Annotated in this window: 23 protein-coding genes; 12 read left to right on the forward strand and 11 right to left on the reverse strand. The window is 71.2% G+C overall.

Annotated elements, in window-relative coordinates; genetic code table 11:
• The first annotated feature begins 30 nt into the window (after window positions 1–30).
• Window positions 31–1,659: a protein kinase gene (locus ACIRGB_RS04840; RefSeq protein WP_403858646.1), complete on the forward strand. Its 1,629-nt coding sequence runs from the start codon at window positions 31–33 to the stop codon at window positions 1,657–1,659.
• Between the two features lie 106 nt (window positions 1,660–1,765).
• On the opposite strand, the gene ACIRGB_RS04845 is transcribed toward ACIRGB_RS04840, so the two are convergent.
• Window positions 1,766–2,173 (reverse strand): pyridoxamine 5'-phosphate oxidase family protein, encoded by a 408-nt coding sequence (locus tag ACIRGB_RS04845; RefSeq protein ID WP_403858648.1) that lies wholly within the window; start codon window positions 2,171–2,173, stop codon window positions 1,766–1,768.
• Window positions 2,174–2,278: 105 nt separating this feature from the next.
• Window positions 2,279–2,935, reverse strand: a complete 657-nt coding sequence (locus ACIRGB_RS04850) for a response regulator (protein WP_403858650.1) — start codon at window positions 2,933–2,935, stop codon at window positions 2,279–2,281.
• Between the two features lie 323 nt (window positions 2,936–3,258).
• Between ACIRGB_RS04850 and pdhA the strand changes: the two genes are divergently transcribed.
• The 3 genes from pdhA to ACIRGB_RS04865 are packed head-to-tail and all read left to right on the forward strand — an operon-like array spanning window position 3,259 to window position 6,962.
• Entirely contained in the window at window positions 3,259–4,524 is a 1,266-nt protein-coding gene (gene pdhA / locus ACIRGB_RS04855) for a pyruvate dehydrogenase (acetyl-transferring) E1 component subunit alpha (protein ID WP_403858652.1), read from the forward strand.
• A 16-nt stretch (window positions 4,525–4,540) separates the two neighbouring features.
• The gene (locus tag ACIRGB_RS04860) at window positions 4,541–5,506 is read left to right on the forward strand and encodes an alpha-ketoacid dehydrogenase subunit beta (RefSeq protein WP_403859304.1); all 966 of its coding nucleotides are present in this window, start codon (window positions 4,541–4,543) and stop codon (window positions 5,504–5,506) included.
• Between the two features lie 10 nt (window positions 5,507–5,516).
• Window positions 5,517–6,962: a dihydrolipoamide acetyltransferase family protein gene (locus tag ACIRGB_RS04865; RefSeq protein WP_403858654.1), complete on the forward strand. Its 1,446-nt coding sequence runs from the start codon at window positions 5,517–5,519 to the stop codon at window positions 6,960–6,962.
• Window positions 6,963–7,039: 77 nt separating this feature from the next.
• Here the strand turns inward: ACIRGB_RS04865 and ACIRGB_RS04870 are convergent, their stop codons facing one another.
• On the reverse strand, window positions 7,040–8,017 hold the full coding sequence (locus ACIRGB_RS04870; RefSeq protein ID WP_403858656.1) for a Bro-N domain-containing protein: 978 nt from the start codon (window positions 8,015–8,017) through the stop codon (window positions 7,040–7,042).
• A 188-nt stretch (window positions 8,018–8,205) separates the two neighbouring features.
• Window positions 8,206–9,147 (reverse strand): D-alanyl-D-alanine carboxypeptidase family protein, encoded by a 942-nt coding sequence (locus ACIRGB_RS04875; RefSeq protein WP_403858658.1) that lies wholly within the window; start codon window positions 9,145–9,147, stop codon window positions 8,206–8,208.
• A 210-nt stretch (window positions 9,148–9,357) separates the two neighbouring features.
• Between ACIRGB_RS04875 and ACIRGB_RS04880 the strand changes: the two genes are divergently transcribed.
• Complete coding sequence (locus ACIRGB_RS04880) at window positions 9,358–10,008, forward strand: GntR family transcriptional regulator (protein WP_403858660.1); 651 nt, start codon at window positions 9,358–9,360, stop codon at window positions 10,006–10,008.
• Window positions 10,005–11,315, forward strand: a complete 1,311-nt coding sequence (locus ACIRGB_RS04885; RefSeq protein WP_403858662.1) for a nitrate/nitrite transporter — start codon at window positions 10,005–10,007, stop codon at window positions 11,313–11,315. The genes ACIRGB_RS04880 and ACIRGB_RS04885 overlap by 4 nt, the downstream gene beginning before the upstream one ends.
• Window positions 11,316–11,414: 99 nt before the next feature.
• On the opposite strand, the gene ACIRGB_RS04890 is transcribed toward ACIRGB_RS04885, so the two are convergent.
• A complete protein-coding gene (locus ACIRGB_RS04890; protein WP_403858664.1) occupies window positions 11,415–12,239 on the reverse strand; it encodes a maleylpyruvate isomerase family mycothiol-dependent enzyme in 825 nt (274 codons plus the stop codon).
• A gap of 181 nt (window positions 12,240–12,420) precedes the next feature.
• Here ACIRGB_RS04890 and ACIRGB_RS04895 point away from each other — a divergent pair, with 181 nt between their 5' ends.
• Window positions 12,421–13,218, forward strand: a complete 798-nt coding sequence (locus ACIRGB_RS04895) for a carbon-nitrogen family hydrolase (RefSeq protein ID WP_403858666.1) — start codon at window positions 12,421–12,423, stop codon at window positions 13,216–13,218.
• A gap of 66 nt (window positions 13,219–13,284) precedes the next feature.
• Window positions 13,285–13,749 carry a DUF2867 domain-containing protein gene (locus ACIRGB_RS04900; RefSeq protein ID WP_403858668.1) on the forward strand — a complete coding sequence of 155 codons (465 nt, stop codon included), beginning with the start codon at window positions 13,285–13,287 and terminating at the stop codon, window positions 13,747–13,749.
• Window positions 13,750–13,771: 22 nt separating this feature from the next.
• Here ACIRGB_RS04900 and ACIRGB_RS04905 read toward each other — a convergent pair whose 3' ends face one another.
• The 4 genes from ACIRGB_RS04905 to ACIRGB_RS04920 all read right to left on the reverse strand — a co-directional run bounded on the left by ACIRGB_RS04905 (window position 13,772) and on the right by ACIRGB_RS04920 (window position 17,936).
• Window positions 13,772–14,266 (reverse strand): LURP-one-related/scramblase family protein, encoded by a 495-nt coding sequence (locus ACIRGB_RS04905; protein ID WP_403858670.1) that lies wholly within the window; start codon window positions 14,264–14,266, stop codon window positions 13,772–13,774.
• Between the two features lie 84 nt (window positions 14,267–14,350).
• Entirely contained in the window at window positions 14,351–14,599 is a 249-nt protein-coding gene (locus tag ACIRGB_RS04910) for a DUF6458 family protein (protein ID WP_052836626.1), read from the reverse strand.
• 114 nt (window positions 14,600–14,713) lie between these two features.
• Entirely contained in the window at window positions 14,714–16,012 is a 1,299-nt protein-coding gene (locus tag ACIRGB_RS04915) for a M18 family aminopeptidase (protein WP_403858673.1), read from the reverse strand.
• 97 nt (window positions 16,013–16,109) lie between these two features.
• Window positions 16,110–17,936, reverse strand: a complete 1,827-nt coding sequence (locus ACIRGB_RS04920) for an acyl-CoA dehydrogenase (protein ID WP_403858675.1) — start codon at window positions 17,934–17,936, stop codon at window positions 16,110–16,112.
• Window positions 17,937–18,085: 149 nt separating this feature from the next.
• On the opposite strand from ACIRGB_RS04920, the gene ACIRGB_RS04925 reads away from it, so the two are divergent.
• From ACIRGB_RS04925 to ACIRGB_RS04935, 3 genes are all read left to right on the forward strand, one after another.
• On the forward strand, window positions 18,086–18,553 hold the full coding sequence (locus ACIRGB_RS04925) for an SseB family protein (protein ID WP_403858677.1): 468 nt from the start codon (window positions 18,086–18,088) through the stop codon (window positions 18,551–18,553).
• A gap of 119 nt (window positions 18,554–18,672) precedes the next feature.
• Window positions 18,673–19,650, forward strand: coding sequence for a pirin family protein (locus ACIRGB_RS04930; protein ID WP_403858679.1), 978 nt, complete (start codon window positions 18,673–18,675; stop codon window positions 19,648–19,650).
• Window positions 19,651–19,715: 65 nt separating this feature from the next.
• A complete protein-coding gene (locus ACIRGB_RS04935) occupies window positions 19,716–20,813 on the forward strand; it encodes an AI-2E family transporter (RefSeq protein ID WP_403858681.1) in 1,098 nt (365 codons plus the stop codon).
• On the opposite strand, the gene ACIRGB_RS04940 is transcribed toward ACIRGB_RS04935, so the two are convergent.
• Entirely contained in the window at window positions 20,732–22,909 is a 2,178-nt protein-coding gene (locus tag ACIRGB_RS04940; RefSeq protein ID WP_403858683.1) for a SpoIIE family protein phosphatase, read from the reverse strand. The genes ACIRGB_RS04935 and ACIRGB_RS04940 overlap by 82 nt on opposite strands.
• Before the next feature lie 150 nt (window positions 22,910–23,059).
• Between ACIRGB_RS04940 and aspS the strand changes: the two genes are divergently transcribed.
• Complete coding sequence (gene aspS, locus ACIRGB_RS04945) at window positions 23,060–24,823, forward strand: aspartate--tRNA ligase (protein WP_403858685.1); 1,764 nt, start codon at window positions 23,060–23,062, stop codon at window positions 24,821–24,823.
• Window positions 24,824–24,903: 80 nt separating this feature from the next.
• On the opposite strand, the gene ACIRGB_RS04950 is transcribed toward aspS, so the two are convergent.
• The gene (locus tag ACIRGB_RS04950; RefSeq protein WP_403858687.1) at window positions 24,904–25,269 is read right to left on the reverse strand and encodes a PH domain-containing protein; all 366 of its coding nucleotides are present in this window, start codon (window positions 25,267–25,269) and stop codon (window positions 24,904–24,906) included.
• Window positions 25,270–25,314: the final 45 nt, after the last annotated feature.

Below are 25,314 nucleotides of genomic sequence, written 5' to 3' on the forward strand. Positions count from 1 at the left end.
TACCGCGGGCAGAAACGACGGCGAGGACTGATGGCACAGCAGCAGCGCGCCCAGGGCCCGTCCGAACCCGAGGCATCTGGCGGCGGTATGTCTGACGCGCCGGAGAACTGGGGCAACGGCGGCCTGGTCGGCGACGGCCGGTACCGGCTGACCCGCAGGCTCGGGCGGGGCGGCATGGCCGAGGTGTTCGCCGCGGAGGACGTCCGCCTGGGACGCACCGTGGCGGTCAAGCTGCTGCGCGCGGACCTCGCCGAGGACCCGGTCTCCAAGGCGCGGTTCACGCGCGAGGCGCAGTCGGTGGCCGGGCTCAACCACCACGCCATCGTGGCCGTGTACGACTCGGGCGAGGACGTCGTCGGCGGCCAGTCCGTGCCGTACATCGTGATGGAGATCGTCGAGGGGCGCACCATCCGCGACCTCCTCCTCAACGCCGAGGCGCCCGGGCCCGAGCAGGCGCTGATCATCGTCTCCGGCGTCCTGGAGGCGCTGGCCTACTCGCACCAGCACGGCATCGTGCACCGCGACATCAAGCCGGCCAACGTCATCATCACCAACACCGGCGCGGTGAAGGTGATGGACTTCGGCATCGCGCGCGCCCTGCACGGCGCCCAGTCGACGATGACGCAGACCGGCATGGTCATGGGCACCCCGCAGTACCTCTCCCCCGAGCAGGCCCTCGGCAAGGCCGTCGACCACCGCTCCGACCTGTACGCCACGGGCTGCCTGCTCTACGAACTCCTCGCGCTGCGCCCGCCGTTCACCGGGGAGACCCCGCTGTCGGTGGTCTACCAGCACGTGCAGGACATCCCGACGCCCCCGTCCGAGGTCTCCGACGCCACTCCGCCGGAGCTGGACGGCCTGGTGATGCGCTCGCTGGCCAAGGAGCCCGACGACCGTTTCCAGACCGCCGAGGAGATGCGCGGCCTGGTCCAGTACGGGCTTCAGATGCTGTACGAGCAGGGCGGCCACACCGGCACCTGGAACACCGGCCCGGTCACCGCGCACGACGGCCGGCACACCCCCTCGGCCGGCCTGGCGGGCACGACGGTGATGCCGCACTCCGACCACCACGGGGCGTCCGGCACCCAGCAGATCCCCCAGCCGATCCTGCCGGGCGGCTACGGCGGGAGCGACGAGGGCGGCTTCGAGGGCCACGGCAACAAGGGCAGCGGCCGCGGCAAGCTGTGGATACTGGCCGTCTTCGCGGTGATCGCCATCGCGGCCGGCGTCGCGCTGGCCCTGAACAACAGCGACGACGGCAAGGGCGGCACCGAGACGGACAAGAGCCCCTCGGCGACCACCTCCCAGAGCACCGGTGGAGAGTCGCCCAGCTCCTCGCCGAGCGACGAGGCGACGCAGGAGACCACCGACCCGGGCACCGAGCAGGGCTCGGGCGGGGGCGGCAACGGCGGCGGGGGCTGGGAGCAGCCGGACACGCCGTCCTGGACGCCGTCGAACACCGCGACGAACGATCCGACCGGTGACCCGACCGGCGATCCCACGGGCGACCCGACCGGCGACCCGACGGGCGACCCCACGGGCGGCGGTGAGCCGACCGGTGGCGGTGAGCCGACCGGTGGTGGTGAGCCGACGGGCGGTGGCGAGCCGACGGGCGGCGCGACCGGCGCCCCGGGCGGTTCCGAGGGCGGCGAGGGCTGACCCGACCCCGTCGCTATGCCTTACGCGCGCGTGCGGCCCGGAAACGGGCTCCACGCGCGCGTCGCGTTGCGGGGGCGTCGTCGTGAGGAGGTTGTTCTCGGGGAGGTCAGAGCGGTCCGGCCGAGCCGTCCGTGAAGTGCACCGTGCCGAACTGCGGGTCGACGCGCAGGTAGGCGGGTTCGAACGGCTCGCCGTCCACCCGGTCCGGCGCCGGACCGAACCGCTCCAGCTCGGCCGTGCTCGGCTCGTGGACCTCGCACCGGCCCACGACCTGCACGGTCCACAGGCTCTCGCCGGGCCGCGCGGAGGTCAGGTTGTCCGCCCCGTACGCGACGACGCTCCCGGCGCACATCCGGTGGTACCCCCAGCTCCTGGGCATCCGCAGCAGGACCCGGCCGTCGCTCACGATGTGCCGCGCGTGGGCGAGGAAGGGCAGGGCGCGCAGGGTGGTGGCCGCTCGGCCGTAGGCGGTGCGGCCGAGCAGGCCGACGGCGAGCTGTTCGTCGGAGGGCATGGACTCACTGTGCGGGAGCGCGGGGCACGGGGCCAGGGTCGCCCGCCCCGGCGGGAGGGGACGTAAGTCCCGAGTAAGACCGCCACCGGTGAGACGCGGCTCCCGTCAGCGGTTCTCGGCCTCCAGCCGGGCCACGAAGGCCGCCGCCTGGGAACGCCGCTGCATCCCGAGCTTGCCCAGCAGGCTCGACACGTAGTTCTTGATCGTCTTCTCCGCCAGGTGCAGCCGCTCGCCGATCGCGCGGTTGGTCAGTCCCTCGCCGATCAGGTCCAGGATGCGGCGCTCCTGCTCGGTGAGCCGGGCCAGCCGGTCGTCGGGCTTCGCCCCGCCGTCGCGCAGCCGCTCCAGCACCCGCGCGGTGGCCGCCGGGTCGAGCAGCGACTTCCCGGCCGCCACCTCCCGTACGGCGCCGAGCAGCTCGGCGCCGCGGATGTCCTTGAGGACGTACCCGGCGGCGCCCGCCATGATCGCGTCGAAGAGGGCCTCGTCGTCGGCGAAGGAGGTCAGCATCAGGCAGCGGACGGACTCGTCCCGGGAGCGGATGTCGCGGCAGACCTCCACACCGCTGCCGTCCGGCAGCCGCACGTCCAGCACCGCGACGTCCGGACGGGTGGCCGCGACCCGCGCCTGCGCCTCGGCGGCCGTACCGGCCTCGCCCACCACCTCGATGTCGGCCTCGCCGGCGAGCAGATCGTGCACCCCGCGCCGGACCACCTCGTGGTCGTCGAGGAGGAATACCCGGATTTTTCCGTCTTCGCGCACGCGGTCAGTGTCACACACCGACTCTTCCCGTGCCCGGGGTGGCCGGGATAACGTGCCGTTGTTCCGGCCCCCTGCAAGGCTGTGACCAGTAAAACTTCCGCCCTACGCCGATTTACTTGGAAATCCGAGTAAAAACGCAGGTCAGGAGGGGTTTCACAGAAATGTGGAGCACTGGGTAACGTGCTGTTCGCAGGGCGCTCGCCGGGGCACCTGTCACGCCTGTTCCCGATCGGGCCGCACCCACCCTTGTGCGTCCGCCGGGCCGCAGGTGAGCCGCACTGGCTTCCGGCGAACCCGGGGGCCGGACCGACGGAGGAGCACACGTGACCGAGAGCACTGCCGCGCGCCAGCCGCGACGCAGCGCCGGAAGCAAGGCGGCCGGCACCACCGGCACCAAGGCGGCCGGGACCACCGGCAGCAAGGCCGGCACCGGCGCAAGGCGCACCACTCGCACCACCGGCACCACCCGTACCGCTGCCCAGAAGGGCTCCGAGACGGAGCTGGTGCAACTGCTGACGCCCGAGGGCGAGCGCGTCGGGACGGCCAGGAACTCGCCGTACGCCGAGTACGCCTCGTACGTCGCCGACATCACCCCCGACGAGCTGCGCGGCCTGTACCGCGACATGGTGCTCACCAGGCGCTTCGACGCCGAGGCCACCGCCCTGCAACGCCAGGGCGAGCTGGGCCTGTGGGCCTCCCTGCTGGGCCAGGAGGCCGCCCAGATCGGCTCCGGCCGGGCCACCCGCGAGGACGACTACGTCTTCCCGACCTACCGCGAGCACGGCGTCGCCTGGTGCCGCGGGGTGGACCCGACCAACCTGCTCGGCATGTTCCGCGGCGTGAACAACGGCGGCTGGGACCCCAACAGCAACAACTTCCACCTGTACACGATCGTCATCGGCTCGCAGGCGCTGCACGCCACGGGCTACGCGATGGGCATCACCAAGGACGGCGCCGACTCGGGCGTGATCGCCTACTTCGGTGACGGCGCCTCCAGCCAGGGCGACGTCAGCGAGGCGTTCAACTTCGCCGCGGTCTACAACGCGCCGGTGGTGTTCTTCTGCCAGAACAACCAGTGGGCGATCTCCGAGTCCAACGAGAAGCAGACCCGGGTGCCGCTCTACCAGCGTGCCCAGGGCTTCGGCTTCCCCGGCGTCCGCGTCGACGGCAACGACGTGCTGGCCTGCCTCGCGGTCACGCGCTGGGCCCTGGAGCGGGCGCGGCGCGGTGAGGGACCCGCGCTGATCGAGGCGTACACGTACCGCATGGGCGCCCACACCACCTCGGACGACCCCTCCCGCTACCGGCACGACGACGAGCGCGTCGCCTGGGAGGCCAAGGACCCGATCCTGCGTCTTCGCCGCTTCCTGGAGTCCGCACACCACGCGGACGAGGGATTCTTCGCGGAACTGGAGGCGGAGAGCGAGACGTTGGGCAAACGAGTGCGCGAAGTGGTCCGTGCCATGCCGGACCCGGACCGGTTCGCCATCTTCGAGAACGTGTACGCGGACGGGCACGCGCTCGTCGACGAGGAGCGGGCCCAGTTCGCCGCCTACCAGGCGTCGTTCGCAGAGGCAGAGGGGGTCTGACATGGCTACGGAAAAGATGGCCCTGGCCAAGGCGATCAACGAGTCGCTGCGCCGCGCGCTGGACACCGACCCCAAGGTCCTGATCATGGGCGAGGACGTCGGCAAGCTCGGCGGCGTCTTCCGGGTCACCGACGGTCTGCAGAAGGACTTCGGCGAGGACCGGGTGATCGACACCCCGCTGGCCGAGTCCGGCATCGTCGGCACCGCCATCGGCCTGGCGCTGCGCGGCTACCGGCCGGTGGTGGAGATCCAGTTCGACGGCTTCGTCTTCCCGGCCTACGACCAGATCGTCACGCAGCTGGCGAAGATGCACGCCCGGTCGCTGGGCAAGGTCAAGATGCCGGTCGTCATCCGCATCCCCTACGGCGGCGGCATCGGCGCGGTCGAGCACCACTCCGAGTCCCCCGAGGCGCTGTTCGCGCACGTGGCGGGCCTGAAGGTGGTCTCGCCTTCGAACGCGGCGGACGCGTACTGGATGATGCAGCAGGCCATCCAGAGCGACGACCCGGTGATCTACTTCGAGCCCAAGCGCCGGTACTGGGACAAGGCCGAGGTCGACAAGGAGGCCATCCCGGGACCGCTGCACGCCGCGCGGGTGGTGCGCGAGGGCACCGATCTGACGCTGGTCGCCTACGGGCCGATGGTGAAGCTGTGCCAGGAGGTCGCCGACGCGGCGGCCGAGGAGGGCCGCTCGCTGGAGGTGGTCGACCTGCGGTCGATCTCCCCGGTGGACTTCGACACCGTCCAGGCGTCGGTGGAGAAGACCCGCCGCCTGGTCGTGGTCCACGAGGCGCCGGTGTTCCTGGGCTCGGGCGCGGAGATCGCGGCCCGGATCACGGAGCGCTGCTTCTACCACCTGGAGGCCCCGGTGCTGAGGGTCGGCGGTTACCACGCGCCGTATCCGCCGGCGCGTCTGGAGGAGGAGTACCTGCCCGATCTGGACCGGGTGCTGGACGCCGTCGACCGCTCGCTGGCGTACTGAGGAGGGGAGCGTGACGACGATGACGGACAGTTCCGTGCGTGAGTTCAAGATGCCCGACGTGGGTGAGGGGCTCACCGAGGCCGAGATCCTCAAGTGGTACGTCCAGCCCGGTGACACGGTCACCGACGGACAGGTGGTGTGCGAGGTCGAGACGGCCAAGGCCGCCGTCGAACTGCCCATCCCCTACGACGGCGTGGTGCGCGAACTGCACTTCCCCGAGGGCACCACGGTCGACGTGGGCACGTCGATCATCGCGGTGGCCGTCGGCGACGGCGCGGCGGCGGCCGCGGAGCCGGTGCAGGAGGCCGTGGACACCCCGGCCACCGCCGAGGCGGAGGAGGCCAAGCCTCCGGCCCGCCAGCCGGTCCTGGTCGGCTACGGGGTCTCCACCTCCGCGACCCGGCGCCGCCCCCGCAAGGGCGCCCAGGCCCCGGCCGCCGGGGCGGAAGCGTCGGCGGCGATCCAGGCCGAGATGAACGGCCACGGACCGGCCGCACCCGCCGCGCCCGCGGCCCCGGCCGCGCCGGTCACCGGCGACCGCCCGCTGGCCAAGCCCCCGGTGCGCAAGCTGGCCAAGGACCTCGGCGTCGACCTGGCGACCGTGGCCCCGTCCGGCCCGGACGGCGTCATCACGCGTGAGGACGTCCACGCGGCGGTGTCGGCGGCGGCGGAGCCGGCCCAGGAGGCCCCGCGGTCCGAGACCCCCGCACCCGCCCCGGCCGCGACCGCGTCGGCGTCGGCGTCGTACGGCACGGCGCGCGAGACCCGCGTCCCGGTCAAGGGCGTGCGCAAGGCGACGGCGGCGGCGATGGTCGGCTCGGCGTTCACGGCGCCGCACGTCACCGAGTTCGTGACGGTCGACGTGACGCGCACCATGAAGCTGGTCGAGGAGCTGAAGCAGGACAAGGAGTACGCGGGCCTGCGGGTGAACCCGCTGCTCCTGATCGCCAAGGCCCTGCTGGTCGCGATCAAGCGCAACCCGGACATCAACGCGTCCTGGGACGAGGCCGCCCAGGAGATCGTGGTCAAGCACTACGTCAACCTGGGCATCGCCGCCGCCACCCCCCGGGGCTTGATCGTCCCGAACATCAAGGACGCCCACGCCCAGACCCTGCCGCAGCTGGCCGGCTCCCTGGGCGAGCTGGTCGCGACGGCCCGGGAGGGCAGGACCAGCCCCGGCGCCATGCAGGGCGGCACGGTGACCATCACCAACGTCGGCGTCTTCGGCGTCGACACCGGCACACCGATCCTCAACCCCGGTGAGTCCGCGATCCTCGCGGTCGGCGCGATCAAGCTCCAGCCGTGGGTCCACAAGGGCAAGGTGAAGCCGCGTCAGGTCACCACCCTCGCCCTCAGCTTCGACCACCGCCTGGTCGACGGCGAGCTGGGCTCCAAGGTCCTCGCCGACGTGGCGGCGATCCTGGAACAGCCCAAACGGCTGATCAGCTGGGCGTGAGAGGCACGAACCGGGTAGGTTCACGACGGAGGGGCGCCGCAAGCTCGAGTTGCGACGCCCCTCTTGTCGTGCCGGGCTCAGCTTTGGTGCAGCACGTACACCGGAGCCCCGTCCTCGGCCCCGCCCCGCGAGCGAATGCAGGCGCGGGTGCGCAGCAGCCGCAGGCATTCGTTGACCCGGCGCACGGAAAGCCCCGTACGGGCGGCGATCGACTCCAGCGGCTCCCTCAACTCCCCCTCCTCGACGAGCACCGGTGCGATGACCAGGGCGACCGTCCACACGTCCTCCGTCACGGCCAGCCGTTGCCGCCAGTCGGCCAGCACGGACTCCGTGGTGGGCACCGGGGCGAGGTGGCCGCGGGGTGCCCCTGGGTGGAGCACCAGGGTGTCGAACCGGTCCGCGATCCGCTCCAAGGCGTGCACCATGGCCTGGTGCACGGCGAGGGTGGCCTGTTGCGCGGCGAGCGTGGCCTGCTGCGTGGACAGCATCTCCCTCTGCAAGGCGATCGAGGTGCGCTGCCCTTCGGCCAGCTCCTCGTCCAGCCGCAGGTTGTGCGCCTCCAGCCGGACGATGGCCTCGGCGACCTGGTCCGGCATGGCGTAGACGATGGGCGCGCCGGGTGCGGCGGGCTGCACCTCGGCCTCGTCCAGGGAGTACGAACCCTCGCGCTGCACGGTCTCGATGACTTCGGCGACCCACTGCTTGAAGGGGGCGCAGGCCGGTTTGGTGCAGGCGTTGACGAGGAGGATGAGACCTTGCAGAGAGATGAGTTGCAAGTCTCGACGCCACTCTCTACCTGCGGGAACGCTGAGACCGTAACTTCCAGTTACGGTCTCGAGACTGTCTCGGTGCTCCTCGGGAACGTGATCGGCGAGCGCCTTCCGAGAGTTGCTGTGCCCGAGTTCCTTGCACACGTCCACCGCCGGGAACCAGTGGCTCCCGCCCGGCATGGTCAGCCGTCGCACCCGGGCGCCGGTGGCCGCGTACACGAAGTCGCTGACGTCGATCGCCTCGTGCCGCGCGCCGGAGTTCTGTCGTTTGCTGGGTTCGTTCATGTGAACCACCTCCGCCGCGGAACGTAGGACGAAGCCGAGGGCATATGCCAGCCAGATCGACGGGAGTTCACGACTGCGAGCGAACATGATCCAAAGTGCTGCCGGGGGGCGCTGAGCACGTGTATGAGGAAGGGCCCGTCGCGTTGGCGACGGGCCCTTTCCGGTGAGGGGTGTGCGTGAGTGGCGGGCTACTTGGCGAAGCCGTAGTTCATGAGCTTCGTGGCGTCCTTGGCGCGCTGGGTGGACGAGGAGGACGCCAGGACCGTGCCGATGACGGTCTTCCCCTTCCGGGTCGCGGCGAAGACCAGGCAGTACTTGGCCTCCGGGCCCGACCCGGTCTTCACGCCGATCGCGCCGCTGTAACTGCCCAGCAGCGTGTTCGTGTTGGTCCAGGGCGCCATCGTGCGGGTGCCGCCCTTCTTGGTCGTGGTCTTCGCCGTGTACTTCTTGGTCTTCACGATGGTGCGGAAGGTGGAGTTCTTCATCGCGCTGCTCGCGATTTTCGTGAGGTCGCGCGGCGTGGAGTAGTTCTTGCCGTTGCCGATGCCGTCGAACGAGTCGAAGTGCGTGTTCTTCAGGCCGAGGCTCTTGGCGGACGCGTTCATCTTGCCGATGAACGACTTCACGCGCGCCGCCCGGGTCTTGCCCGAGCCGAACTTGTCGGCCAGCGCGTACGCGGCGTCGCAGCCCGAGGGCAGCATCAGCCCGTAGAGCAGCTGGCGGACCGTCACCTTGTCGCCGACGATCAGCCGGGCGGAGGAGGCGTTCTTCGACACGATGTAGTCGCTGTACGCCATCTGGATCGTGACCTTGGCGTCCAGGTTCAGCTTCGGCTGGGAGAGCACGACCTTGGCGGTCATGATCTTGGTCGTGGAGCCGGTGGAGCGCTTGGTGTCGGCGGCCTTGGTGTAGAGCGACTTGCCGGTCGCGTTGTTCATCACGAAGCCGCCCTTGGCGGCGATCGAGGGCACGGTGGGCGCCGCCCGCAGGGCAGCGGCGGCGGAAACGGCGCGCTCGGGTGCGGCGGCCTGTGCGGGTGCGGTGGCGAGGGCCCCCGTGGCGAGGACGGCACCGCCGGTCAGAGCGACGGCGACGGCCCTGCGCAGACGGACGCCCGAAAGAGTATTCATTGAGTTTATTACCCCGATTGTGGTGAATTCGCCTGGGCTGCGGCCTAGTTGTGGTCGACCGAGCGGTGGCCGCGTCAGTGCGACACCCGGAGGGGGTGAATGGTTGCCCGGTGGGGCGGGGTGAATTCTCGCTTCCCCCTCGCGAGTGAGCCGGCGTCCGGATGCTGGACCGGGTCCCTCTTGTGTCCCTGTTGTATCTATCCTGTCGGCATGACCACGGCAGTGAAGCAACCCCCCGCGGCGGACCGCGTCTACACCCACGTCAAGCAGGGCGTCCTGGAGCGCCGTTACGAGGGCGGGACGCTGCTCACCGAGGGCGAGCTGGCCGAGGCCGTGGGCGTCTCCCGCACCCCGGTGCGCGAGGCGCTGCTGCGGCTGGAGGCCGAGGGGCTGATCCGGCTCTACCCCAAGAAGGGCGCGCTGGTCCTGCCGGTCTCCGCGCAGGAGATCGCGGACGTGGTGGAGACCCGGCTGCTGGTCGAGGAGCACGCGGCCAGGAAGGCCGTACCCGCCCCGCCGGGGCTGCTCGAACGGCTGGAGGAGCTGCTTGCCCGGCAGCAGGAGCAGGCCGCCGCCGGTGACTTCGCCGCCGCCTCCGTCACCGACCGTTGCTTCCACGCCGAGATCGTCCGCAGTGGCGGCAACGAGATCCTCTCCCGCCTCTACGACCAGCTCCGCGACCGCCAGTTGCGCATGGGCGTCGCGGTCATGCACTCCCACCCCGACCGGATCGCCAAGACCCTCGCCGAGCACGAGGAGCTCCTCGACGCGCTGCGCTCGGGGGACGCGGAGGCGGCCGTCGGCGTGGTGGGCCGGCACGTGGGCTGGTTCTCGCACCTGGCGCGGGGGGAGGTCCGATGAGTACGGCCACCTCGGCCGGCCGTGCCCTGCCCGGTGACCCTCCGGGGGGCCGGCGTGCGGTCGCCGTGTGGGGCATCGGCGTCTCCGTCTACTTCGTCGCCGTCATCTTCCGTACGTCCCTCGGGGTCGCCGGTCTCGACGCCGCCGACCGCTTCCACGTGGGCGCCTCCGCGCTGTCCACCTTCTCCATCCTCCAACTGCTGGTCTACGCCGGCATGCAGATACCCGTCGGCCTGCTGGTCGACCGGCTCGGCACCAAGAAGGTGCTGGGCATCGGCGTCGTGCTGTTCACGGTGGGGCAGCTGGGCTTCGCCTTCTCCCCGTCGTACGGCACGGCGCTGGCCGCGCGGGCGCTGCTGGGCTGCGGGGACGCGATGACGTTCATCAGTGTGCTGCGGCTCGGCACCCGCTGGTTCCCGGCCCGGCGCGGGCCGATGGTCGCCCAGCTGGCCGGGCTGGTCGGCATGGCGGGCAACCTCGTGTCCACCCTCGTCCTGGCCCGGCTGCTGCACGGCGTCGGCTGGACCGCGGCGTTCGCGGGCAGCGCGCTGGCGGGTGCCGTCGTCTTCGTCCTGCTGCTCCTCTTCCTCAAGGACCACCCCGAGGGGCACGAGCCGGAGCCGCTGCCGCACCAGGGTGCCGCCTACGTGCGGCGGCAGATCGCGCTGTCCTGGCGGGAGCCGGGGACCCGGCTCGGGCTGTGGGTGCACTTCACCACCCAGTTCCCGGCGATGGTGTTCCTGCTGCTGTGGGGGATGCCGTTCCTGGTCGAGGCGCAGGGGCTGTCCCGGGCCACGGCCGGCACGCTGCTCACCCTGGTCGTCCTGTCCAACATGACGGTCGGTCTGGTCTACGGCCAGATCATCGCCCGGCACCACGCGGCGCGGCTGCCGCTGGCGCTCGGCACGGTCGGGGCGACGGCGCTGCTGTGGGCCGCGACGCTGGCCTACCCGGCCGAGCACGCGCCGATGTGGCTGCTGGTGGTGCTGTGCACGGTGCTGGGGGCGTGCGGGCCGGCGTCGATGATCGGCTTCGACTTCGCGCGGCCGGCGAATCCGCCGGAGCGGCAGGGGACGGCGTCCGGGATCACCAACATGGGGGGCTTCGTGGCGTCGATGACCACGTTGTTCGCGGTGGGGGTGCTGCTGGATGCGACGGGGGACGACTACGCCGTCGCGTTCTCGTCCGTGTTCGTGTTGCAGGCGGTGGGGCTGACGCAGATTCTGCGGTTGCGCAAGCGGGCCGCGCTGCGGGAGCGGGAGCGGTTGGTCGCCAGCCGGGTGGAGACGGTGCACGTGCCCGTGTAGGCACCCGGCGCGGGTGCGGGCCGGGCTGGGGGCTGCCGCCCCCAGGCCCCCGCTTTCGGCCTGAACGGCCTCGTCCTCAAGCGCCGGACCGGCTGAAAATCACTGCGTCACCGTGAAGTTGCGCAGGATCGCCGTCGTCAGGTCCGGGTCGCCCTCTGTCTTGATGCGGTCCGCCGCCGCCTCCGGGGTCACCCGGCCGCAGGCCAGGCGGACGTACGTCTCCCAGTCGAGGGTGAGGGTGGCGGCGGGGCCGAGGGCCGGGGACGATTCGAGGGTGCCGCGGCCCTGGATGTCGACGCGGATGGTGCGCAGGAACTCGACCGGGCCGTGCACGTCGAAGACGACGGCCGAGCTGCGCGGCGCGTCCGCCCGCTCGGCGACGACGGCGGGCAGCTCGCCGAGCAGCACGTCCCGCGCGACGTACGCGCCGGGGGAGTCGAGGTTGCCGGGGCGGCCGAGGGCCGTGCGCAGGTCCTGCTCGTGCGCCCACACGTCGAAGGCGTGCCGGCGCATCGCCTCCTCCAGGGTCAGCTCGGTGCCGAGCGGGCCGCGCACCTTCGTGCCGGGGTCCCGCGACTCGTTCCGCAGCTGGCGGTTGCGTCGGATGATCATGTACTCCAGCTCGGACGTCATCTCCGGCGCCGTGTGGTGGCGGCGGACGTCGACCTGCATCTCCATGTAGCGCTGGTGGTCGTTGGTGACGTGGTAGAGGTCGCGCGGCAGGGTGTGGATGGGGCGGGGGTCGCCGAGCATCTCGGAGTCCAGGCCCAGGACGTGCGAGACGATGTCGCGCACCGACCAGCCCGGGCAGGGGGTCCGGCGGTTCCACTCTGCCTCCACAAGCGGCTGGACCAGCTCGGATATCGCCTCGATGGAGTGAGTCCAGGCGTCGGCGTAGGGCTGGAGGGTGGGATGCAGACTCACGGAACGGGACCCCTCGGCGGTCGGTACACGGGCGGTTGGCGGCAGCGGTGCCAGTGGCGGCGGCGGCAGTCGGCGGGCGTCTTGGGAGGCTAAGTTACGCTGCTGTGCGGCACCCCGGCAGTGCTTTCGTGTGACGATCGTAGGCCCGTGTGGACGGCTCGAATGCCAGGACGGTGGTAGTGTGCGCGCCTCTTTGATCCAAATCGCCGTGAACGAGGACGAAACGGTCGAAGCGCGTCGTCTGCGGGCGGCGGCTCTGGTACGGGAGCAGGCGGGCGCCGATCTCGTGGTGCTGCCGGAGCTGTGGACCACGGGCGCGTTCGCCTTCGAGGAGTTCGACGCGGCGGCCGAGCCGCTGCGGGGCCCGACGTTCGAGGCGATGGCGAAGGCGGCGAGCGACGCGGGCGTGTGGCTGCACGCGGGGTCGGTCCCCGAGCGCGGCGAGGACGGACGGCTCTACAACACCTCGCTCGTCCTCTCCCCCGCCGGTGAACTGGCCGCCTCCTACCGCAAGATCCACCGCTTCGGCTTCGACAAGGGCGAGGCCGTGCTGATGGGCGCGGGGCGGGAGCCGGTGACGGTCCGGCTGCCGGACACCACCACCCTCGGCGTGGCCACCTGCTACGACCTGCGCTTCCCCGAACTCTTCCGCTCCCTCGTCGACGACGGTGCCGAGGTCCTCGTCGTCCCGGCGGGCTGGCCGGAGCGCCGCCGGGCCCACTGGACGCTCCTGGCGCGGGCGCGGGCCGTGGAGAACCAGGCGTTCGTCCTCGCCTGCGGAACGGCCGGGACGCACGCCTCGGTTCCGCAGGCCGGCCACTCGATCGTGGTGGACCCCTGGGGCGAGGTGCTCGCGGAGGCCGGTGCGGACGAGGAGGTCCTCACCGTGGAGTTCGACCCGGCGAAGGTGGCACGGACCCGGGAGCAGTTCCCGGCCCTGAAGGACCGGGTGCTGGGTCTGGAACCGCCGCGCGGCTGAGCGCGGAGCGTGAGGAGGTGTGACACGCCGTGTTTGACGTCGCGTCACGCCGCTCAGTATTCCGGTATGACACGGACGCGTACCGGTACCTCCGCCATTCGCCGGGTGCGGGTGGACCCCCTCGGCGCCGCTTTCGCGTCGGCCTTCGAGCTTCCGACCGCGGGACTTCCCCGGCTGACGCCCGAGGAATGGGTGCGCGCCAGCTTCGAGGACGTCCCGGTGCTCCTGCGTGAGCTGTTCCGGACGGGGTGGGCGGGCGTGCTGGGGCTGCGCCTGGGGCCGCGCACCTCGCGACGGCACGTGGTGGGCTGGCGCGTGCTGGAGACCGGGCCGGGCAGGATCGCCCTGGAGGCCCGCGCGCCGTCGCTGACCGTGCGCAACGTCGTGACCGTGGACGACGCGCGGCTGCTCTGGGCGACGTACGCCTGCTACGAGCGCCGGGCCGGCCGGGTGCTGTGGGCCCTGGCGGCACCCGTGCACCACCTGGCCGTGCCGTTGCTCCTCGGCCGCGCCGTCCGCCGCACGGCGTGAGGCGCCGCCGGGCCGCCGCTCCTCAGTCGTCCTCCCGCTCCTTCTCCGCCAGGTGGATCACGCACACGGTCAGCGCGATCAGCAGCGCCGGGTCCGCGTCGTCCCGGACGACGTCCAGGCCGTAGGTGTCGCGGAGGGTGAGCCAGCGCCGGGAGACGACGGCCAGCAGTTCGCCGTCGTACTCGATGGCGAACTCCCGGTCGAGGATCTTGCCGCTGACGTCCAGTTCGGTGCCGTCGGCCAGGGTGACCCGGTAGTGGTTGCGGAGCAGGGACAGACGTTTGCGCTTGATGCGTGCCAGGGGCTCACCGGCCCGTTCGATCACCATCGTGTCGCGCAGGGCGAACATCTTCTGGTGGATGTCGATGAGCACGCGCCCCTGGGCGTCCTTCAGCTCCCAGGTGTCCCGCAGCCGCAGCGCCTTGCCGTCGACGAGGAAGACCTTGTTGCCCCGGTCGTCCTCGATCCAGTAGTCGTCACCGATGCCGAGGAGCCGGTCGTACACGAGGAATCTCATGCTCTGACCGCTTCCCCGTCGGCCGTCCCGGGACGCGGCCGGTAGGCCGACAGGCTGAGTGTGGGGGGTGTACGCGCGGCCGGCTCAGGCGCCGTAGCCGTTGTGGTAGCCGTCCTGCGTGTGGTGGGGCCGGTCCTCGACGACCGGGGTCGACGGCGGCATCACGACGCGGCGGCGCCGGGCGATGCTGCTGAACGTCGCGACACCGATCAGGCCGACGACCATGAAGATCACTCCGACCAGGTCGAGGTTGACGCCCTGCATGTCCCAGTCGGTCGCGAACGTGAGGATGGCTCCCACGGCGATGAGGATGATGCACCCGCCGAGGCCCATGAGTGTTGCCTCCCTGTCAGAGCCGGTCGGTTCCGGGATTCCGGTCGATCCGGTTCCGTCCGGGTACCCCGCGCCTCAACCCTCATGCCGTGGGGCGGTGTTCCGCGTTCCGGTCTACGGCCGGAGGAACGCCACCAGCGCGTTGGCCAGCAGGTGCGGGTCGTCGGCGCCGCACAACTCCCGGGCGCTGTGCATCGACAGGATGGCCACGCCGATGTCGACGGTGCTGATGCCGTGCCGGGCCGCGGTGATGGGGCCGATGGTGGTGCCGCACGGCATGGCGTTGTTGGAGACGAAGGTCTGGAAGGGGACGTCCGCCTTCTCGCAGGCGGCGGCGAACACCGCGCGGCCCGAACCGTCGGTGGCGTAGCGGTTGTTGACGTTGACCTTGAGGAGGGGGCCGCCGTTGACGCGCGGGTGGTGCGTCGGGTCGTGCCGTTCCGCGTAGTTGGGGTGGACGGCGTGGCCCGTGTCGGAGGAGAGGCAGACGGTGCCGGCGAAGGCGCGCGCCCGGTCCTCGTAGGAGCCGCCGCGCGCGAACACCGAGCGTTCCAGCACCGTGCCGAGCAGCGGTCCGTCGGCGCCGGTGTCCGACTGGGAGCCGGTCTCCTCGTGGTCGAAGGCGGCCAGCACGGGGATGAACGGGAGGTCGCCGCCCGAGGACGCGACCGCGGCCAGCGCGGCCGTCGCGGCGTGCACGGACAGCAGGTTGTCCATCCGCGGGCCCGCCACCAGCTCCCGGTCGCGGCCAAGGTACGCCGGGGGCTCCACGGAGTGCGTCATCAGGTCCCAGCCGGTGACCTCGCCGCGGGCGAGACCCGCCTCCTCCTCCAGGAAGGCGATCAGATCGCCGTCGCGCACGGTGTCGCCCAGGCCCCAGACGGGCTGGAGGTGGCGCTGCTTGTCGAGCTTGAGGCCCTCCGTGGACACGGCGCGGTCCATGTGGATGGCGAGCTGCGGGACGCGCAGCAGCGGGCGGTCCACGTTCACCAGGCGCGTCGAGCCGTCGCGCAGCGAGAGGCGGCCGGCCAGGCCCAGGTCGCGGTCGAGCCAGGAGTTCATCAGCGGGCCGCCGTAGATCTCCACGGCGACCTGGCGCCAGCCGTGCGCCCCGGTGTCCGGGCGGGGCTTGACGCGCAGGTTGGGGGAGTCGGTGTGGGCGCCGACGATGCGGAAGGGGGTGTGCGCCGCGGCGCCCTCTGGGACGTACCAGGCGACGATCGCACCGCCGCGCAGCACGTACTTGCCGCCGCTCGTCGCCTCCCAGGCGTCGGTCTCCGCGACCTGGCGGAAGCCGGCCTTCTCCAGCCGCTCGGCGGCACTCGCCACGGCGTGGTACGGCGTCGGGCTCGCCGACAGGAAGGTCATCAGGTCGTCGGTGTGGCCGCGGTCGAAGCGGGAGGGTGCGCTCATGGGGTTCACCTTAACGACGTACGAGGGCCCGCTTCCCGTCTGGCGGGAGCGGGCCCTCGTGGGGGTCTGCGGAACGGACTGTGGTGCGGGACCCGTCCTAGAACGCGGCCTCGTCCAGCTCCATCAGGTCCAGCTCGACGCCCTGGGCGACCTTGCGGGCCAGGGTGAGGCCGGGCAGGACGTTCGCGGCGAAGAACTTCGCGGCGGCGATCTTGCCGGTGTAGAACGCCTTGTCCTTGGCGGACGCGGTCGGCAGCTTCTCGGCGGCGACGGCGGCGCCCTTGAGGAGCAGGTAGCCGACGATCACGTCGCCGGAGGCGAGCAGCAGGCGGGTGGTGTTGAGACCCACCTTGTAGATGTTCTTGACGTCCTGCTCGGTGGCCGCGAGGTCGGTGAGCATCAGGCCGACGATGGCCTCCAGCTCGACGGCGGCCTTGGCCAGGTGCTCGCGGGCGCCGGACAGCTCCTCGCCGCCGGTGGCGAGCGCCAGGAACTTCTTGATGTCCTCGGCGAGCGAGTTCAGCGCGGCGCCCTGGTTGCGGACGATCTTCCGGAAGAAGTAGTCCTGGCCCTGGATCGCCGTGGTGCCCTCGTACAGGGTGTCGATCTTGGCGTCCCGGATGTACTGCTCGATCGGGTACTCCTGGAGGAACCCGGAGCCGCCGAAGGTCTGGAGCGACTGGGCGAGCTGCTCGTAGGCCTTCTCCGAGCCGTAGCCCTTGACGATCGGCAGGAGCAGGTCGTTGAGGGCGTGCTCGGTCGAGGCGTCCTCGCCGTTCGCCTCCTTGATCTGGATCTCGTCCTGCACCGAGGCGGTGTACATGACCAGGGCGCGCATGCCCTCGGCGTACGCCTTCTGCGTCATCAGGGAGCGGCGCACGTCCGGGTGGTGCGTGATGGTGACCTTGGGGGCCGACTTGTCCATGAAGTTGGCCAGGTCGGGGCCCTGGACGCGCTCCTTGGCGTACTCCAGGGCGTTGAGGTAGCCGGTGGAGAGGGTGGAGATCGCCTTCGTGCCGACCATCATGCGGGCGAACTCGATGATCCGGAACATCTGGCGGATGCCGTCGTGCTTGTCGCCGATCAGCCAGCCCTTGGCGGGGTGGCGGTCGCCGAAGGTCATCTCGCAGGTGTTGGAGGCCTTCAGGCCCATCTTGTGCTCGACGTTGGTGGCGTAGACGCCGTTGCGCTCGCCCAGCTCGCCGGTCTCGAAGTCGAACTCGTACTTCGGGACGAGGAAGAGGGACAGGCCCTTGGTGCCGGGTCCTGCTCCCTCGGGGCGGGCGAGGACGTAGTGGAGGATGTTCTCCGACATGTCGTGCTCGCCGGACGTGATGAAGCGCTTCACGCCCTCGATGTGCCAGGAGCCGTCCTCCTGCTGCACGGCCTTGGTGCGGCCGGCGCCGACGTCCGAACCGGCGTCCGGCTCGGTGAGGACCATGGTGGAGCCCCACTGCTTCTCGACGGCGATCGAGGCGATGTGCTTCTGGACCTCGTTGCCCTCCTCGAAGAGGATGCCGGCGAACGCCGGGCCCGAGGAGTACATCCACACGGCCGGGTTGGCGCCGAGGATCAGCTCCGCGTAGGCCCAGATCAGGGAGCGCGGCGAGGTGGTGCCACCGATCTCCTCGGGCAGGCCGAGCCGCCAGTACTCGGAGTCCATGAAGGCCTGGTAGCTCTTCTTGAAGGACGCCGGGACCGGCGCGGTGCTGGTCTCCGGGTCGAAGACCGGCGGGTTGCGGTCGGCGTCGGCGAAGGATTCGGCCAGCTCGTTCTCGGAGAGGCGGGTCAGCTCCTCGAGGACGCTCTTGGCGGTGTCCGTGTCCATCTCCGCGAACGGGCCGCTGCCGTAGACCTTGTCGCGGCCGAGCACCTCGAAGAGGTTGAACTCGATGTCCCGGAGATTCGGCTTGTAGTGCCCCATGGCGACGGCTCCGTTGAGAGATCGGCGAGGCACTCGCTCCTCGCATCCGTACACGTACCAACTAGTAGCTCCGATGATGCTACCCGTCGGTAATAAGAAGCAACCCCGAGCCGCCCATCTGTGACTCGTTACTCGTTACTCTGTGCGGCATGTACGGCTACGACCAGACCGCGGGCCAACAGCAGCAGCAGTACGCCCCGCCGCAGCAGCCGATGGGCGGCGGATACGGGCAGCAGCCGCCGCTGTACCCCGAGCCGTCCCCGCCCTCGCTCGCGGACGCGGTGCGCGCCTTCACCACCGGCCAGCTGTCCGCCGAGGACTTCCAGCAGATCTTCGCGACCTCGAAGGTCTACTGCCCGCGCGGCGACAATCCCGGCTTCCTCGCGCTGCACAACACCCAGCAGCCGGTGATCCCGATGTTCACCGGGCTGAAGGAGCTGCGCCGGTACGCGGGCAAGGAGTCGAAGTACTTCGTGATCACCGGCGCGGAGGTGATCGACCTGCTGCCGACCGGCTACGGCTTCGTCCTGGACATGGAGGGCGAGCACCGGATGGTGTTCGACGCCAAAGCCGTCGAACAGATGGTCGATTTCGCCATGCGCCGCATGTACGGCTAGCGGCCGCCGAGCGGATGTCCGGGAGCCCGGAGGGAATGCCCTCCGGGCTCTCGTGGTTCCAGGTGGCAAGAAGTTCAATGCTCAACTAAAGTGGGCGTACGCCGCCCGAGGAGGTCGACATGCCCGCCGTGACCGTCGAGAACCCGTTGACGCTGCCCCGCGTATCCGCGCCCGCCGACGCCGTCGCGCGTCCCGTGCTCACCGTCACGACCGCGCCCAGCGGTTTCGAGGGCGAGGGCTTCCCGGTGCGCCGCGCGTTCGCCGGGATCAACTACCGCCACCTCGACCCGTTCATCATGATGGACCAGATGGGTGAGGTGGAGTACGCGCCCGGCGAGCCCAAGGGCACGCCCTGGCACCCGCACCGCGGCTTCGAGACCGTCACCTACATCGTCGACGGGATCTTCGACCACCAGGACTCCAACGGTGGCGGCGGCACCATCACCAACGGCGACACCCAGTGGATGACGGCGGGCTCGGGCCTGCTGCACATCGAGGCGCCGCCGGAGCAGCTGGTGATGTCGGGCGGTCTCTTCCACGGGCTCCAGCTGTGGGTGAACCTGCCGGCCAAGGACAAGATGATGGCCCCCCGCTACCAGGACATCCGCAGCGGCTCCGTCCAGCTGCTCACCTCCCCCGACGGCGGCGCGCTGCTGCGCGTCATCGCCGGTGAGCTGGACGGGCACGACGGCCCCGGCATCACGCACACGCCGATCACGATGGTCCACGCGACGCTGGCGCCGGGTGCCGAGGTCACCCTGCCCTGGCGGGAGGACTTCAACGGCCTGGCGTACGTCATGGCCGGGCGCGGGTCCGTGGGCGCCGAGCGGCGTCCGGTCCACCTCGGGCAGACCGCCGTCTTCGGCGCCGGGGGCTCGCTGACCGTCCGCGCGGACGCGAAGCAGGACGCGCACACCCCCGACCTGGAGGTCGTGCTGCTCGGCGGCCGGCCGATCCGGGAGCCGATGGCCCACTACGGCCCGTTCGTGATGAACACCAAGGACGAGCTGATGCAGGCCTTCGAGGACTTCCAGAAGGGCCGCCTCGGCACCGTCCCGGCCGTGCACGGCATGTCGGGCGAGGGCCCCGCGGCCTGACGGCGCGTCACCCGGGCGGGCCGTCCGCACAGGACAGCCCGCCCGGCGCGTGATCGGGTGGAGGCGTGCAGCTGCTCCCCGGTCCGGTACGGCGGTTCGCCGCCTGGTGCGCCGTCATCCTGCTCGCCAGCGGTGTCGGCTACGTCGCCATCCGGCTCTGCGTCGAGTTCCGCACCGCGGTGACACCGGCGCTGCTCGCGCTGCTCGGCACCGCCCTGCTCCGGCCGCTGCACGCGCGGCTGGTGCGGGCCCATGTGCAGCGGTCGCTGGCCGCCGGGCTGACCTGCGTGGCCGTGCTGGCCGTGGTCGGCGCCGCCGTGTACATCGTGGTCTCCGCGCTCGTCGAGACCGGCGACCAGATCGTCGCCTCGCTGCGGGACGCCGCCAAGGGCGTCGCCGACCACTTCGGCGCCGCCGGGACCTCGCTGGACGACGTGGCCTCCAACGCGCGCGAACTGCTGGGCAGGTTCGGCGGTACGGCCGCCTCGGGCGTGCTGACCGGGATCAGCGTCGTCGGCGAGATGCTGGCCATGGCCGTACTCGCCCTGCTGCTCGTCTTCTTCTTCCTGCGCGACTCCGACCGGGCCGTCTCCACGGTGCGCGCCCTCGCCCCGCCCGGCGCCGCCGACACGGTCGAGGCCATGTCCCGGCGGGCCTTCGGGGCCGTCGAGGGCTTCATGCGGGGCACGACCCTGATCGCCCTCATCGACGCGCTCTGCATCACCGTCGGGCTGCTCGTGCTGCGCGTCCCCGGCGCGGTCGGGCTCGGGGCGCTGGTCTTCGTCGGCGCCTACATCCCCTACCTCGGCGCCTTCATCTCCGGTGCCGTCGCCGTGCTGGTGGCGCTGGCCGACCGGGGGTTCGTCATCGCGCTGTGGGCCCTCGGCGTGGTGTTGGCCGTGCAGGTGCTGGAGGGACACGTGCTCCAGCCGATGATCCAGAGCCGCACGGTGCAGATGCACCCGGCCGTCGTGCTGCTGGCGCTCACCGCGGGGGCGTCGGTGGCGGGCATCCTGGGCATGCTCCTCGCCGTGCCCCTGACCGCGGCGGCGTTCGGGGTCGTGCACGAACTCCAGGGGCGTTACGGGGCCTCGGACGCCACCGGTCCCGCCTCCGGGCCGGCCGCGGGGCCGGAGCCGTCGTCCGGGTCGGGGGACTCGTAGAGCTCGTACCAGATGCTCTTGCCCTCGCCGCGCGGGGCGACGCCCCACGCGTCCGCGAGCAGTTCGACCAGCATCAGGCCGCGCCCGGAGGACGCCATCTCCCCCGGCCTGCGCTTGTGCGGCAGGTCGTCGCCGTTGTCGGTGACCTCCACCCGGATCCGTCGCTCGCCCGGCTCCCCGGCGACCTCGGCCACGAGCAGGGCGTCGGTGTCGGTGTGCACCAGGACGTTCGTCAGCATCTCGGAGAGCAGCAGGACCGCCGCGTCCCGCTGCTCCTCGACCGGCCAGTCGTGCAGCAGGTCGCGCAGGTGCTGCCGGGCGGTGGCGATCCGGGCGGGCTCGGACTGGGCGACCGACAGCATCGTGCGGCGCACCGGCGCCCGGGTCGCGGTGGATTCGCCGCAGCCGCAGCCCTCGCCCTGCCGGCACAGCAGCACCAGCGCGATGTCGTCCTCCCGGCGGTCGGCCAGCGGCCCGGTGGTGTGGTGCGAGGAGGGTCCGTGCACGGCCTGGACCAGCGCGTCGGCCAGCTCCTCCAGGCCGCCGGTGTGCTCCTCCAGGATCACCCGCAGCCGGTGCCAGCCGCTCTGCAGATCATGGCCGCCGGTCTCGACCAGGCCGTCCGTGCACAGCATCAGGGTGTCCCCGGGTTCCAGGGCCAGCCGCGTCGTCGGGTAGTCGGAGTCCGGGTCGATGCCCAGCGGCAGTCCGCCCGCCGTGGCGAGGATCAGTGCCGTCCCGTCCGCCATCCGCACCACCGGGTCCAGGTGCCCCGCGCGGGCGCTCTCCAGGGTGCCGGTGGCGGGGTCGACCTCGGCGTAGTAGCAGGTCGCGAAGCGCAGGTCGCCGGGGTCGTCCTCGGAGGTGGCGAGGCTGTGGAAGAAGTGGGAGGCGCGGGCGAGCACCGCGTCGGGACGGTGGCCCTCGGAGGCGTAGGCCCGCAGGGCGATGCGCAGCTGGCCCATCAGCCCGGCCGCGCGCACGTCGTGCCCCTGGACGTCGCCGATCACCAGCGCGAAGCGGCCCCCGGGCAGCGGGATCATGTCGTACCAGTCGCCGCCGACCTGGAGGCCGCCGCCGGTGGGGACGTAGCGGGCGGCGAGGTCCATGCCGGGGATCTCCGGGCCGAGCAGGGGCAGCATCGAGCGTTGCAGCCCCTCGGTCAGCTCCCGCTGGTTCTCCGCGGCACCGGCCCGGGACAGGGCCTGGGCCAGCATCCGGGCCACCGTGGTCAGCACGGAGCGCTCGTCCGGCGTGAACGCGACCGGATAGGCGAAGGCGGCCATCCAGGCGCCCATCGTGCGGCCCGCCACGGTCAGCGGCAGATAGGCCCAGGAGCGGCGGCCGAAGCGCTCGGCGAGCGACCAGGTCATGGGGTAGCGGGACCGGTACTGCTCCGGGGAGGAGAGGTAGACCGCGCGGCCGGTACGCACCACCTCCGCCGCCGGGTAGGCGGTGTCCAGCGACATGTCCACGAACGGGTTGCTCTCGTTCGCGGGCTGCCCGTGGTGGCCGATGACGGTGAGACGGTCGCCCGAGACCCCGAACACCGCGAGGCCGTCCGGGGAGAAGCCCGGCATCGACAGCCCGGCCGCCACCCGCAGCACCTCCTCGGTGGACCGCGCCTCGGCCAGCGCCCGCCCCGCGTCCAGCAGGAACGCCTCCCGCGAGCGGCGCCACTCCCCGGTGACCGCGCTGCGCCCGGCGGGCGTGCCCGGCCGCGGTTCGGCGACCTCCTGAAGGGTGCCGATCAGGTCGTATGCCTTGCGCTCGGAGTCGAAGGACGGCTTGGAGCGGCTGCGTACGACCCGGACGACATGGCCCTGCTCGTCCATGATCCGGATCCGGACCTCGGCGAGGGTGCCCTCGGCGACGGCGAGCTGGACCACGCCGGTGATCTCGTTCCAGTCCACCGGGTGCAGCCGGGCCCTGACCTGCGCCTCCCTGAGGCACGCCCGTTCCGCGGGCAGCCCGAGCAGGCGGGCGGCCTCCGCGTCCACCGCGACCTCACCGGTGGCGGTGTCCCAGTGCCACAGTCCGGTCGCGAGGGAGGCGAGGACGTCCCCCACCTCGGGCAGGGGCTCACCAGTGCGCATTGCCCCACTTTAAGAAGATCTGATCGCACGCTGCCACCGCTCGCCCGCGGGAAAGGGGGAGGATCGCAGGGGTGGCCGCCCGGTACGCTGGGGTTGTTTCACGTGAAACGCGAAACACTTCCCCGATCCGCGAAGGCTGGATGAACGACGATGCATCGGTACAGGTCCCACACCTGCGGCGAGCTCCGCTCCTCTGACGTCGGCACCGACGTCCGACTGAGTGGCTGGCTGCACAATCGGCGCGACCTGGGCGGCATCCTCTTCATCGATCTGCGCGATCACCACGGCATCACGCAGCTCGTCGCCCGTCCGGGCACCGAGGCGTACGAGGCGCTGGACAAGCTGACCAAGGAATCGACCGTTCGGGTCGACGGCCGGGTCGTCTCCCGCGGCGCCGAGAACATCAACCCCGACCTGCCCACCGGCGAGGTCGAGGTCGAGGTGGGCGAGGTCGAGCTGCTCGGCGCCGCCCAGCCGCTGCCCTTCACCATCAACACCGAGGACGGGGTCAACGAGGAGCGGCGCCTGGAGTACCGCTTCCTGGACCTGCGCCGCGAGCGCATGCACCGCAACATCATGCTGCGCACGTCGGTCATCTCCTCGATCCGCAGCAAGATGGTGGCCCTCGGCTTCAACGAGATGGCGACGCCCATCCTCACCGCCACCTCCCCCGAGGGCGCCCGCGACTTCGTGGTCCCCTCCCGCCTGCACGCGGGCCGCTTCTACGCCCTCCCGCAGGCGCCGCAGCAGTTCAAGCAGCTGCTGATGATCTCGGGCTTCGACCGGTACTTCCAGATCGCGCCCTGCTTCCGCGACGAGGACGCCCGCGCCGACCGCTCGCCGGGCGAGTTCTACCAGCTCGACGTCGAGATGAGCTTCGTCGAGCAGGAGGACGTCTTCCGCCCGATCGAGCAGCTCATGACCGAGCTGTTCGAGGAGTTCGGCAACGGCCGCGAGGTCACCTCCCCGTTCCCGCGCATCCCGTTCCGCGAGGCGATGCTGAAGTACGGCTCCGACAAGCCCGACCTGCGCGCCCAGCTGGAGCTGGTCGACATCACCGACGTGTTCGAGGGCTCGGAGTTCAAGGCCTTCGCCGGCAAGCACGTGCGCGCGCTGCCCGTCCCGGACGTCTCGGCGCAGCCCCGCAAGTTCTTCGACCAGCTCGGCGACTACGCCGTCGCGCAGGGCGCCAAGGGCCTGGCCTGGGTCCGCGTCGGCGAGGACGGCAAGCTGTCCGGCCCGATCGCGAAGTTCCTCACCGAGGAGAACGTCGCGGAGCTGACCAAGCGGCTCTCCCTGGCCCCCGGCCACGCGGTGTTCTTCGGCGCGGGCGAGTTCGACGAGGTCTCCAAGATCATGGGCGCGGTCCGCGTCGAGGCCGCCAAGCGCGCCGGCCACTTCGAGGAGAACGTCTTCCGGTTCTGCTGGATCGTCGACTTCCCGATGTACGAGAAGGACGAGGAGACGGGGAGGATCGACTTCTCCCACAACCCCTTCTCGATGCCGCAGGGCGGCATGGACGCCCTGGAGAACCAGGACCCGCTGGACGTCCTGGCCTGGCAGTACGACATCGTCTGCAACGGCGTCGAGCTGTCCTCCGGCGCCATCCGGAACCACGAGCCGGAGATCATGCTCAAGGCCTTCGAGATCGCGGGCTACGACGCGCAGACCGTCGAGCGCGAGTTCGCCGGCATGCTGCGCGCGCTGCGCTTCGGCGCCCCGCCGCACGGTGGCATCGCCCCGGGCGTCGACCGCATCGTCATGCTGCTGGCCGACGAGCCCAACATCCGCGAGACCATTGCCTTCCCGCTCAACGGCAACGCCCAGGACCTGATGATGGGCGCCCCCACCGAGCTGGACGAGACCCGCCTGCGCGAACTGCACCTGACGGTCCGCAAGCCGCAGCCGAAGTAACCCGCAGCCCACCGACGGCACGACGCGGGCCCACGCCTCGCCTTGGCGGCGGAGGCGTGGGCGGGGTTCGTGGCGCGGGTCTAGCGCGCCACGAACTGGGTCAGGATCGCCTGGACCTCGTAGATGTCGACGCCCTTGGTGAACGTCTTCTGGATGGGCGCCGGGGAGCCGGAGAGCCAGATCTTCAGCTCGGCGTCCAGGTCGAAGTGGCCGGCCGTCTCCACCGCGAAGTGCGTGATGCTGCGGTACGGGATCGAGTGGTACTCGGTCTTCTTGCCCGTGATGCCCTGCTTGTCGACCAGGATCAGCCGGCGGTCGGTGAACAGGATGGTGTCGCGTATCAGCAGGTAGGCGGCGTGCACCTGCTCGCCCTGACCGAGCAGACGCGCGTACTCCTGCTGCGCCTGACCCGGATCGATGCTGTGCGCGTTGCCGAACAGTGCCATGGAAAGTCCCCCCACGTAGAGCGGTGGTGGCCGGACGTCGGACCA

Source organism: Streptomyces sp. NPDC102490, assembly GCF_044765285.1.
Classification (GTDB): Bacteria; Actinomycetota; Actinomycetes; order Streptomycetales; family Streptomycetaceae; genus Streptomyces.